Below are 11,148 nucleotides of genomic sequence, written 5' to 3' on the forward strand. Positions count from 1 at the left end.
TCCGGAGCCGTGGTCGGCTCGGCGAGCAGCCGTACGGTCCGCGCCCGGTCCGCCGCGCTGATCCCGGTGCTGACACCGTGCCTGGCGTCGACCGAGACCGTGTACGCGGTGCGGTAGGCGTCCTGGTTGTCGGGCGTCATCAGAGGGATGTCGAGGGCGTCCAGCAGGTCGCCGGGCAGCGGTGCGCAGATGACGCCGCTGGAGTGCCGGATGGTGAACGCCATCAGCTCAGGCGTGGCCTTCGCTGCGGCGAAGATGATGTCGCCCTCGTTCTCGCGGTCCTCGTCGTCGACCACGACCACGGCGCCCCCCTCGGCGATGGCGGCGACCGCCAGCTCGACGGGGTCAAGACGGACGCTCATGCGCTGACCTCCGCGGTGACCTGCGCCGCGGGACCGTCGGCGTCGTCGCTGGCCGACGTGCGCGCCGCCCGCCACCACACGAAGAAGCCCAGCACCACGAAGAACGCGTAGAACAGGTACATGCCGACGGTGGCGTGGGCCGGGTAGGGCGAACGCACCAGGCTGATCACGCCGACCAGGTCGACCAGCATCCAGACCAGCCAGAACTCGACCCAGCCGCGGGCCATGCCCCACGTCGCCAGCATCGAGCCGGCCACGATCCAGGCCTCGGTCGGCGGGCTCCACGAGCCGATCTGCGCCAGCACCGCCCAGGTGAGGCCGTACGCCACGGCGCCGACACCGACCAGCACCGCACGCTCCGACCACGTCGCCCACCGCGGCTCGATCGCGGCGGAGTCGTTCGTGACCTTCTTGCCGCGCTCCCGGGTCCAGCGCCACCACCCGTACAGGCTGACGGCCGCGAAGAACACCTGGCGCCCGGCCTGACCCCACAGCGGCTGGTCCGCCACGTCGGCGATCGAGCCGGTGGTGAAGACGAAGAAGAGCAGGGTGTTGCCGAGCAGCCCGATCGGCCACGCCAGGACCCACCGGCGCATGCCGAGGATGGCACTGGCCAGGCCGAACACGTTGCCCAGCACCTCGGGCACGCTCAGGAAGCTGCTTCCCACCGGGATCGTCCCGGCGACCAGCCACTCCAACAGATCCATCACAGGGTTCCTTCCGGTGCGTTCCGGAGCCGGTCGAGCAGTCCGGAGGTGAGCAGCTTGGCGACGTGCTTGGCGATGACGTCGGTCTCGAGGTTGACCAGCTCGCCGACGGCCCGGGAACCGAGCGTGGTGCGGGCGAGGGTCTCGGGGATGAGGCTCACGGTGAACGAGTCCTCCCCGGCGGTGACGACGGTCAGGCTCACCCCGTCGACGGTGATCGACCCCTTGTCGACCAGGTACGGAGCCAGCGCGGCGGGCAGGGAGATCTCGACGACCTCCCAGTGCTCGCTCGGGGTGCGCGAGAGGACCTCGCCGACGCCGTCGACGTGCCCGGAGACGATGTGGCCCCCGAGGCGCTTGTCGACGGTGACGGCGCGCTCGAGGTTGACCCGGGTGCCAGGAGCCGCCCCGGACAGGGAGGTCTTGGCGAGCGTCTCGGCCATGAGGTCGGCGGTCCACTCGTCGCCCTCGATCTCGGTGACCGTGAGACAGCAGCCGTTGACCGCGATGGAGTCACCCAGCCCCGTGCCCTCGAGGACCAGGGGTCCCTGGACGGTCAGGCGGATGGCGTCACCCTGGTCGACGACCTGGGTGACGGTGCCGAGCTCTTCGACGATGCCGGTGAACATGGTCACTGGTCCTTCCGGTGTGTTTCCCGGCGGCCACGCGGCCGCAGGGTGAGTCGTACGTTGACGGGGTCGGCGGGCGTCTCGCCCGCGTGCGGCGGGACGAGCAGGACGTCCTCGACGTCGAGGTGCAGGGCGTCGCTGATCGTGGCGATGCCCAGGTCGCCCACGGCGGAGCGTCCGGCGCCCAGGAGGGTCGGCGCGACGTAGGCGACTACCTCGTCGACGAGGCCGGCCTGGAGGAACGCGGCGGCCAGGCGCGGGCCACCCTCGAGGAAGACGTGGCGACGTCCGAGGGTGTGCAGCGACGCCAGTGCGGCCCGCGGGTCCCGGGTACGCAGGTGGACGGTGTCGGCAGCGTCGTCGAACACCCGCAGACCGGCGTCCAGGTCGCGCAGGCCCACCACGGCGCGCAACGGCTGGTGCGGCACGACGGCGTCGACCTCGTCGCGCACCGTCAGGGCCGGGTCGTCGGCCTCGACCGTGCCGGTGCCCACCATGACCACGTCGCACTCGGCGCGCAGGCGGTGGGTGTCCAGGCGCGCGGCACGGCTCGAGATCCAGCGGCTCGTGCCGTCGGCCGCGGCGCTGCGGCCGTCGAGCGTGGTGGCGAACTTCCAGGTGACAAACGGGCGTCCGTGCTCGACGGCGAAGGTCCAGGCGCGGTTGAGCCTCCGGGACTCCTCGAGCATCAGTCCGCTGACCACCTCGATGCCGGCGGAGCGCAGGGTCTGCGTACCGCCCGACGCCTCGACGTTGGGGTCGGTCTGCGCGTAGACGACGCGGGACACGCCGGCCTCGACGAGCGCCTGCGAGCAGGGACCGGTGCGTCCGGTGTGGTTGCACGGCTCGAGCGTGACCACGGCGGTCGCACCGCGGGCCGCCTCCCCGGCCTCGCTCAGGGCCGCCGCCTCCGCGTGCGGGGTGCCCGCACCGCGGTGGAACCCCTCGGCGAGCACCTGACCGTCGGCGTCCAGCAGGACACAGCCCACGCGGGGGTTGGGGCCGAGCGGCACGCCCGCGGTGGCGGCGATGGTCAGGGCGCGCCGCATCGCGCGGCTCTCGGCCTCGCTGGTCCCCATCTCGCCTCCCGGTCCTGGCGCGGACTCACGGGGGCGTGGACGGAGGTGGTGAGCGGTCGTCCGCCTGGAAGGCAGAGGTGACCACGTCACATCCGCTGCGTGCGCTTCTCATCCGGACTTTGACCGTCGGTCCAGGAATTTCACCTGGTCAACCGCCCACTGGCTGTGGACGGGTCGCGGACTGTAACCGCCGGTGCGGAGTTTCACCGCCCCCAGAGCACGCTGCTCTTGCTTCTTACGGGCACAACTGTGCCACACGGGCGGAGAATTCCCGCGAACGTTCCGCCCAGTGAACGCTCAGCCCGCGCGCACGGCCTCCGCGGAGGCCTTGAGGGCCTTGACCATGGCGTCCGGGTCCTCGGCGCTGTAGACGGCCGATCCTGCCACGAACACGTCGGCGCCGGCCTCGGCGCACCGCTCGATCGTCTCCAGCGAGACTCCCCCGTCGACCTGCAGCCAGGTCTCGACGCCGTGCTTGTCCATCAGGGCGCGGGCGGTGCGGATCTTGGGCAGGCACAGGTCGAGGAACTTCTGGCCGCCGAAGCCGGGCTCGACGGTCATGATCAGCAGCATGTCCAGCTCGGGCAGCAGGGCCTCGTACGGCTCGATCGGGGTCGCGGGCCGCAGCGCCATCGACGCCCGCGCGCCCATGGCCCGGATCTCGCGCGCCAACCGGACCGGGGCCCGCGTCGCCTCGACGTGGAAGGTGACGCTGCTCGCCCCGGCCTCCGCGTACGCGGGTGCGTTGCGGTCGGCGTCTTCGATCATCAGGTGCGCGTCCAGCGGGAGGTCGGTCGCGCGGCTCAGGGCCTCGACCATGGACGGCCCGAACGTCAGGTTGGGCACGAAGTGGTTGTCCATGACGTCGACGTGGACCATGTCCGCGCTCGGGATGCGCGCGATCTCCTCACCCAGCTTGGCGAAGTCGGCGTTGAGGATGCTCGGGGTGATCTGGACGTGCTGCTGGCATGCGCTGGACATGGGCCGCATCGTATCCGCGGGCGTCCGACGTCCTCGCATCGCGCGGGCCGGATCAGGGGCACCCGAAACTCGCCGTCACAGAAATGTGTCTTGCTTCGGGAACAGAACAGGGTATGTTGCCTGTTCTGGTCTTCGTGGCGTGAACATTTCCCGCCGACGAGAACAGAAGGACGTGTCAGCGAGCACCACTCGCAACGACACTCCGCACAGTCGGGGCGGCTGGCCTGGATCCCCGGACAGCAAGCGGACGAGCACAGCACCGCACACACCGTGCAGGTCACCCGTCAGCACCCCGCACCCCCCGGAACGACGACCCCGTCGACCGGACCACCAATCCCCTTCCGCGGACCGTGAGGCCCCAGGCCCGGTCCCGACGCAGCGTCACCCGACGCACCACAGGAGAACACCATGAACACCATCACCCAGCCCACCGCCCGTGCCGGCACCCGCCGCGTCGTGCTCCACTGCGCGGCGCCCGGATGCACCGCGACCATCACCCCGGACCCCCGCCACGTGGCCAACCTGACCGCTCGCGGCGCCTGGCTCTGCGGGGTCCACAGCAACTGATCCCCCGGCCGCCACTCAGTGCGGCCCCACTACTCCTCGAGGTCGGCCGGCGCCTGGGCGCCGCCGGCCTCGTCGCGTTCCGCCCACTCCAGCAGGGGCGCGATGTCGAAGACGTGGTCGTCGATGTCGGCGTGCAGGTCCCCCAGGTCGGCGTACCTCGCCGGCATGGTGGCGATCGTGAAGTCCGCAGGCTGGCAGTCGTCCACCTCGTCCCAGCGCACCGGCGCCGAGACCTGGGCGTTCGGCACGCCACGCACCGAGTACGCGGCCGCGATCGTGTGGTCCCGGGCGTTCTGGTTGAAATCGACGAACAGGTGTGCGGGGTCGCGGTCCTTGCGCCACCACGCGGTGGTCACCTCCTCGGGCGCGCGCCGCTCGACCTCGCGGGCGAAGGCCAGCGCCGCCCGACGTACGTCGGTGAAGCCGTGCGCGGGAGGGATCCGGACGTACACGTGCAGGCCGCTGCCGCCGCTGGTCTTCGGGTAGCCGACCGCGCCGAGCTCGTCGAGCACCTCGTGCACCACGCCCGCGACCCGCTGGACGCGCGACCAGTCGCACTCCGGTCCGGGGTCGAGGTCGATGCGCCACTCGTCGGGGGACTCGGTGTCCTCGCGCCTGCTGTTCCACGGGTGGAACTCGACCGTGGACATCTGAACCGCCCAGACCACGCTCGCCAACGACGTCACGCACAGCTCGTCGGCCGTACGGTTCCAGCGCGGGAAGTGCAGCTCGACGGTCTCCACCCAGTCCGGTGCCCCCTGGGGCAACCGCTTCTGGTGAACCTTCGGCCCCGCCAACCCCTTCGGGAAGCGGTGCAGCATGCAGGGCCGCTCCCACAGCGCGTTGACGATGCCGTCCCCCACGGCCAGGTAGTACTCGACCAGGTCGAGCTTGGTCGCCCCGATGTCGGGGAAGTAGACGCGCTCGGGGTTGGTCACCTTGACGGTGCGGTCCTCGACCTCGATCTCCACGAACGGTGACGCACTGGGCATGGGGCCACGCTAGGCCCTGACGGGCTCGTACGGAGCACGGCCGCGCCCGGGGCCGCCGGAGGTGGCCCGCCGCAGCGTGGCCAGCTGGACGAGCCAGCAACTCGTACCCGCGTGCACCCGGTGCGAGGCCAGGTCGTCGCCGCGGGTGTCGCCCCGGTTGACGATGACCACGGGGACGCCTCGTTGGGCAGCGCGGCGCACGAACCGCAGACCGCTCATCACGGTGAGGCTCGAACCGGCCACCAGCAGCGTCCCGCCCGACTCCCCCAGCGCCTCGACGGCCGCGAAGCACCGCTCGACCCGCGCCTTGGGGACGTTCTCCCCGAAGAACACCACATCCGGCTTGAGGACCCCGTCGCACACCGAGCACGCGGGGACCACGAAGTCGGCGGTCTCCTCGAGGTCCACGTCGCCGTCGGGCCTGACCTCGACGTCGCGGTGCCGCTCGGCCCAGCCCGGGTTGAGCTCCTCGAACAGCTCCTGGAGTGCGAGGCGCGAGGAGGTTGCCCCGCAACCGAGGCAGACCACGTCCGCGATGCGCCCGTGCAGGGCGACCAGTCGCGGCGTGCCGACGCGCTCGTGGAGCCCGTCGACGTTCTGGGTGATCACGAGGTCGGCGCCCAGCGCCGCGACCGCGGTGTGGCCGGGGTTGGGCTCGGCCCGCTTCATCCGGGTGAAGCCGAGGTGGCTGCGCGCCCAGTACCGCTGCCTGGCCGCGGGGCCAGAGACGAACTCTCCGTACGTCATCGGGGTGCGCGGCACCGATCCCGGCCCCCGGTAGTCCGGGATCCCGGAGTCGGTGGAGACACCGGCCCCGGTGAGCACGACCAGCGGTCCGTCCGCGCACCGCTCCAGGGCGCTGCCCGGCGCTCCGGCCACCTCCACCTGCGTCTCCCCCACCCCGACAGCGTACGCAGGTCCCGGCACCCCGCCCGCTGTCGTACCCGCCACCTAGCCTGTGCCCATGCGACTCAAGCAGCAGCCCGTGGTGCGGCTCGCCCCGCGCGAGGCGGACTCCCTGCCGGCCGGACGGTGGCCCCGCACCATCCCGGCCGTCGAGCAGGTGTGGCGCGAGGGGCTCGACCTCCCGCCGGGGATCACCCTGCTGGTCGGCGAGAACGGCTCCGGCAAGTCGACCCTGGTCGAGGCGGCAGCCGTCGCGTACGGGCTCTCGCCCGAGGGCGGCAGCAACCAGGCGGACCACTCCACGCGCCCGAGCGAGTCGCCGCTCGCCGGCGCACTCTCCCTGCAGCGCGGCGTCGGCGCGCCGCGGTGGGGCTTCTTCCTGCGCGCCGAGACGATGCACGGCTGGTACACGTGGATCGAGGAGATCGGCGGCGCGCCGGCGTACCACGAGATGAGCCACGGCGAGTCGTTCATGGAGCTGGTCGCGCAGCGCTTCGACAGTCCCGGGTTCTACTGTCTCGACGAGCCCGAGGCCGCCCTGTCGTTCAGCGCGCAGCTCGCCCTCGCCGGGGTCCTGCTCGACGTGGCCTCCCGCGGGGGCCAGGTCCTGTGCGCGACCCACTCCCCGCTGCTCGCCGCCATCCCCGGGGCGCGCCTGCTCGAGGTCGGCCCGTGGGGGCTGCGCGAGGCCGCCTGGGAGGACCTCGACCTCGTGTGGCACTGGCGCGAGTTCATGAGGGCGCCCGAGCGCTACCTGCGCCACCTCACCGACTGAGGCCGTTCAGTCGCGACGCAGGACCGCCACGAACATGGCGTCGCACCCGTCGGTGTGCGGCCACAGCTGGAAGCGGGACAGCTCCACGACTCCAGGGAACCGCTCGAGGGTGGCCGCGACCACCTCGCTCGTCTCTGCCAGCACCGGGGAGCAGGTGGCGTAGACGACCACGCCGCCCGCCCTCACCGCGGTGAGGGCGCTGGCAAGGAGTGACTTCTGCAGTGGCACCAGGTCCGCGACGTCACCCGGCGTACGGCGCCAGCGCGACTCCGGCCGACGCCGCAGCGCGCCCAGGCCTGAGCAGGGAGCGTCGACCAGCACCCGGTCGAAGGAGCCCTCGCGCCACGCGGGCACGGTGCCGTCGCCGGTGACCGTGCCGAGCATCCCGCCCGGCACCGCGCGCACCCCGCGGGCGACCAGCTTGGCCCGGTGGTGCTGACGCTCGTTCGCGAGCACCTTCGCGCCGCGCCGCGCGGCCAGCGCGGCGAGCAGCGCGGTCTTCCCGCCGGGGCCGGCGCACAGGTCCAGCCACCGCTGGTCGGGACCGCTGAGCGGGGCGTCGGCGAGGGCCAGGGCGACGCGCTGCGACCCCTCGTCCTGCACGCCCGCACGCCCGGTGACCAGCGCGGGCACCGTGGACAGGTCGCCACCCGGCCAGGTGAGGGCGTACGGCGAACGACCCGTGGGAACCGCGCCCGCCTCGACCAGCTCGTCGACCTCCACCAGTCCGGGCCTGGCCACCAGGGTGACCGCGGGCGCCTCGTTGTCGGCCGTCAGCAGGGCGGGCAGCTCCTCGGCCGAGCGCCCGTGGCCGACCAGCGCCTCGCCCAAGGCGTCGACCACCCAGGCCGGGTGCGAGGTGGCGAGGGCGAGGTGGCCCGTCGGGTTCTGGGCGGCATCCGGTGCCACCGCGGCGATCCACGCGTCCAGGTCCTGGGCCGCCACCTTGCGCAGCACCGCGTTGACCAGACCGGTCGGCCCGGTGCCCACGCGCAGCCGCGCGAGGTCGACGCTGGTGGTGATCGCCGCGTGGTCGGGGACCCGCATCGCCAACAGCTGATGGCAGCCCAGCCGGAGCACGTCGCGCACCTTCGCCTCCAGGCGTGGGGCGGTCAGGCACGCGTCGATGATGCCGTCGTAGGTGCCTTGGCCCCGGATCGTCCCGGAGACCAGCTCGGTGGCGAAGGCGGCGTCACGCCCGCTGAGCCCGTGCTGGGCGAGCGCGGCCGGCAGGGCCAGGTTGGCGTACGCGTCGTCCACCCGCACCGCCTTGAGCACGTCCCAGGCCGCCAGGCGAGCCGGGTCGAGGCTGGGGCGTCGCGACCGGGCGGCCGCCCGTGCGGCGCCCCGTCGGCGCTGGCTGTTGTCACCCATCGGCGAAGAACTCCTTGGCGAGTCTCGCGGGGGCGCGGTGCGCCCACGCGTCGGTGATCACCTCACGCAGCTCGTCGCGACTCAGCTCACCGAGCCGCGACTGCTGCACGAGGACTGCGTTGGTCCTGGCGAAGTGATCGATGGTGAAGAAGGGAAGATCGGGGTCGTCGACCAGACTGGCCTTCTCCCCCGGTCCAGGCGTCACGATGACCAGCAGGTCCTGGTACGGCTCACCCGTGGCCGGGTCCACGGCCGTGTGGTGCGGGTGGCGGTAGAGGACGAAACCGCGCCCCTTCTCCCCGCGCGGGACCTTCCACGTCGGAACGTCGCCCCACGAGGTGCCGAACTCGGTCTGCGGGAGCGCGGCGCAGATCTCGTCGACGTCCTCGGGGCGTGCCGGGGTGCTCATCGTCCGAGGCTACGGGAGCGAGCCCGGCCGTGGGCCCTCACTCGTCGCCGAAGCGGACGCCGGAGGCCAGTCGTACGCCGCGCGCCCAGTCGGCGGCCTGCATCTGCTTCTTGCCGAACGCCTTGACCTCACCGAGCTTGACCGGGCTGGTGCCGGTACCGATGAACACGGCGTTCTTGGTGACCTCGAGCTCGCCCGGCGCCAGCGCCGCACGCCCTTCCGCCTCCACCGGCGTGACGGGACCGATCTTGATCCGCTCGCCCTCGTGGGTGCTCCACGCGCCCGGCGCCGGCGTGCAGGCACGGACCTGGCGGTCGATCGCCACCGCGGGCTGGGTCCAGTCGATGCGCGCGTCGTCGACCAGGATCTTGGGCGCGATCGTGATGCCGTCACTCGGCTGCTCGCGCGCCTCGAGCTGGCCGGACTCGATCCCGCTGATCGTCTGCACGAGGAGGTGGGCGCCACCCTCTGCCAGACGCCCCAGCAGGTCGCCGGAGGTGTCGGTGGGGCGCACCTTCTCCGTCATGACGCCGAACGTCGGGCCGGCGTCCAGGGCCTTGACGATCCGGAAGGTCGTGGCGCCGGTGATCTCGTCGCCCGCCCACACCGAGTGCTGCACGGGGGCCGCACCGCGCCACGCGGGGAGCAGCGAGAAGTGCAGGTTGATCCAGCCGTGCGTGGGGATGTCGAGGGCCGACTGCGGGAGCAGGGCTCCGTACGCCACCACGGGGCACGCCTCGGGTGCCAGGGCAGTCAGCTCGGCCTGGAAGTCGGGGTCGCGCGGGTGCTCGGGCTTGAGGACCGGGATGCCCAGCTCCTCGGCCCGCTGCGCGACGGGGCTGGCGACCAGCTTGCGGCCGCGCCCGCTGGGGGCGTCGGGCCGGGTCACCACCGCGACGACCTCGTGCTCGGAGTCGACCAGGGCGTTCAGGGACGGAACCGCCACCTCGGGGGTGCCGGCGAAGACGATGCGCATGTCAGAAACCAAATCCGTTCGTGGCGTGGGGTGAGATCTTGACGGTGGGTCGCTCCAGTCCGAACCAGTCGGACTCCCGGATCTCCCTCATGGCCGCCTTGCGGGCGGCCGTGTCGAGCTTGTCGATGAAGAGCACCCCGTCGAGGTGGTCGGTCTCGTGCTGCAGCGCACGGGCGAGCAGCTCGCTGCCCTCGATGCGCTGCGGGTCGCCGTACATGTCGAAGCCGGTCGCGACCACGGACAGCGCCCGGATGCAGTCGTAGGTGAGCTCCGGCAGCGACAGGCAGCCCTCGGGGCCGTCCTGCGTCTCGCTGGAGAGCTCGAGCTCCGGGTTGACCAGGTGCCCGACGACGCCGTCGACGTTGTAGGTGAACACACGCAGACCGACCCCGATCTGTGGCGCCGCGAGTCCGGCACCGGGTGCCGCCAGCATCGTGTCGGTCAGGTCGGTGACGAGCTTGCGCAGGTCCTTGTCGAAGCTCTCCACCTCGATGGCGCGCTGACGCAGCACGGGGTCTCCGAAGAGTCGGATCGGCTGGACGGCCACGTGGGTCCTCTCGGGCAGGTACGTCGGGGCAGGGGTCGAGTCTAGTGAGCGGGGTGAGGTCCAGCCGCACCAGTGCCGGTGCTGCGGGGCGCGGGCGGCTCACACGGCGGCGCTCACAGGGTGGCCGGGTCGACCTGCACCCGGACCGGTTCGAGCTTGCGGGCGGCCCGGACGCGTTGGAGCTCTCCCAGCGCCGACACGAGTGCGGTGCCGTCGGCCGGTGGCACGCGGAGGATGACCCGCTCCTCCTCGCCGTCGGGCACCGGCCCCAGGACGTCGGCGTGGGACGGCAGGTCGAGCACCGTCAGCGCGTCGCTCAGCGCTCCCGGCGTCCCGGTCAGGGTGGCCACGCGGGCTGCCGGAGGCAGGTGGGCCTGGGCGCGCTGGGCCGCCTGCCGGGAGGCGAAGCCGGCCGGGTCCCAACGGACCAGTGCCTGCAGGGACGGGTACGACGGGTCGCCGACGGCGACCACGTGACCGTGCTCGCCGGCCAGCCCGGCGGCCGACATCCAGCGCCGCAGGGCCTCCTCCTCGACCCGCAGGTCGTCGCGGGCCAGCGTCAGCCACGTGTCGAGCAGCACGACCGTCCCGTAGCCCCGCTCGGCGACCGGCTCGGCGCCCACGGTGGCGACCACGATCGCGGGCTCGTGCGGCACGGAGTCGACCATGTGCTCGGCGTGCGAGGAGCGGACCGTGGTGCCGGCGAACGAGCGGCCCAGTTCCTCGGCCGTGCGCACGTTGCCGCGGACCGGCGCACGCAGGCCGTGGTGGCCGCACGTCGGGCAGGCCCAGGCCGGGGCGGCGGTGGCGCACCAGCGGCAGGCCGGCGGAGTGGTCGGGCCGG

13 protein-coding genes, 1 pseudogene and 1 riboswitch are annotated in these 11,148 nt (G+C 72.6%); of the genes and pseudogenes, 2 read left to right on the plus strand and 12 right to left on the minus strand.

Going from position 1 to position 11,148, the window contains the following annotated elements:
- The 5 genes from ACI379_RS08035 to rpe form a co-directional block, all read right to left on the minus strand.
- Positions 1 to 362, minus strand: a 362-nt coding sequence (locus ACI379_RS08035; protein WP_439791562.1) for a 3,4-dihydroxy-2-butanone-4-phosphate synthase, incomplete at its 3' end; no start/stop codon positions are given.
- Positions 359 to 1,069, minus strand: coding sequence for a nicotinamide mononucleotide transporter family protein (locus ACI379_RS08040; protein WP_439791563.1), 711 nt, complete (start codon positions 1,067 to 1,069; stop codon positions 359 to 361). The genes ACI379_RS08040 and ACI379_RS08035, both read right to left, overlap by 4 nt.
- A complete protein-coding gene (locus ACI379_RS08045; RefSeq protein ID WP_439791564.1) occupies positions 1,069 to 1,698 on the minus strand; it encodes a riboflavin synthase in 630 nt (209 codons plus the stop codon). The genes ACI379_RS08040 and ACI379_RS08045 overlap by 1 nt, the downstream gene beginning before the upstream one ends.
- Before the next feature lie 2 nt (positions 1,699 to 1,700).
- Complete coding sequence (gene ribD, locus ACI379_RS08050) at positions 1,701 to 2,777, minus strand: bifunctional diaminohydroxyphosphoribosylaminopyrimidine deaminase/5-amino-6-(5-phosphoribosylamino)uracil reductase RibD (protein WP_439791565.1); 1,077 nt, start codon at positions 2,775 to 2,777, stop codon at positions 1,701 to 1,703.
- Positions 2,778 to 2,872: 95 nt separating this feature from the next.
- A riboswitch (FMN riboswitch) is annotated at positions 2,873 to 3,002 on the minus strand.
- Positions 3,003 to 3,074: 72 nt separating this feature from the next.
- Entirely contained in the window at positions 3,075 to 3,758 is a 684-nt protein-coding gene (gene rpe / locus ACI379_RS08055) for a ribulose-phosphate 3-epimerase (RefSeq protein WP_439791566.1), read from the minus strand.
- Between the two features lie 408 nt (positions 3,759 to 4,166).
- Here rpe and ACI379_RS08060 point away from each other — a divergent pair, with 408 nt between their 5' ends.
- Entirely contained in the window at positions 4,167 to 4,325 is a 159-nt protein-coding gene (locus tag ACI379_RS08060; protein WP_439791567.1) for a hypothetical protein, read from the plus strand.
- A gap of 29 nt (positions 4,326 to 4,354) precedes the next feature.
- Here ACI379_RS08060 and ligD read toward each other — a convergent pair whose 3' ends face one another.
- Both ligD and ACI379_RS08070 read right to left on the minus strand, forming a co-directional pair.
- Positions 4,355 to 5,317, minus strand: coding sequence for a non-homologous end-joining DNA ligase (ligD, locus tag ACI379_RS08065; RefSeq protein WP_439791568.1), 963 nt, complete (start codon positions 5,315 to 5,317; stop codon positions 4,355 to 4,357).
- 9 nt (positions 5,318 to 5,326) lie between these two features.
- Positions 5,327 to 6,217, minus strand: a complete 891-nt coding sequence (locus ACI379_RS08070) for a Sir2 family NAD-dependent protein deacetylase (RefSeq protein ID WP_439791569.1) — start codon at positions 6,215 to 6,217, stop codon at positions 5,327 to 5,329.
- Between the two features lie 64 nt (positions 6,218 to 6,281).
- Between ACI379_RS08070 and ACI379_RS08075 the strand changes: the two genes are divergently transcribed.
- Positions 6,282 to 6,998 carry an AAA family ATPase gene (locus ACI379_RS08075; RefSeq protein ID WP_439791570.1) on the plus strand — a complete coding sequence of 239 codons (717 nt, stop codon included), beginning with the start codon at positions 6,282 to 6,284 and terminating at the stop codon, positions 6,996 to 6,998.
- Positions 6,999 to 7,004: 6 nt separating this feature from the next.
- Here ACI379_RS08075 and ACI379_RS08080 read toward each other — a convergent pair whose 3' ends face one another.
- From ACI379_RS08080 to ACI379_RS08100, 5 genes and pseudogenes are all read right to left on the minus strand, one after another.
- On the minus strand, positions 7,005 to 8,372 hold the full coding sequence (locus ACI379_RS08080; protein ID WP_439791571.1) for an RsmB/NOP family class I SAM-dependent RNA methyltransferase: 1,368 nt from the start codon (positions 8,370 to 8,372) through the stop codon (positions 7,005 to 7,007).
- On the minus strand, positions 8,365 to 8,781 hold the full coding sequence (locus tag ACI379_RS08085; RefSeq protein ID WP_439791572.1) for an MmcQ/YjbR family DNA-binding protein: 417 nt from the start codon (positions 8,779 to 8,781) through the stop codon (positions 8,365 to 8,367). Before ACI379_RS08085 ends, ACI379_RS08080 begins: the two co-directional genes overlap by 8 nt.
- Positions 8,782 to 8,818: 37 nt before the next feature.
- A complete protein-coding gene (gene fmt, locus ACI379_RS08090; RefSeq protein ID WP_439791573.1) occupies positions 8,819 to 9,757 on the minus strand; it encodes a methionyl-tRNA formyltransferase in 939 nt (312 codons plus the stop codon).
- A 1-nt stretch (position 9,758) separates the two neighbouring features.
- A complete protein-coding gene (def, locus tag ACI379_RS08095; RefSeq protein WP_439791574.1) occupies positions 9,759 to 10,304 on the minus strand; it encodes a peptide deformylase in 546 nt (181 codons plus the stop codon).
- 113 nt (positions 10,305 to 10,417) lie between these two features.
- Positions 10,418 to 11,148 (minus strand): annotated as a pseudogene (locus ACI379_RS08100) (primosome assembly protein PriA); the annotation flags it as partial.

Source organism: Nocardioides sp. (assembly GCF_051876515.1).
Lineage (GTDB): Bacteria > Actinomycetota > Actinomycetes > Propionibacteriales > Nocardioidaceae > Nocardioides.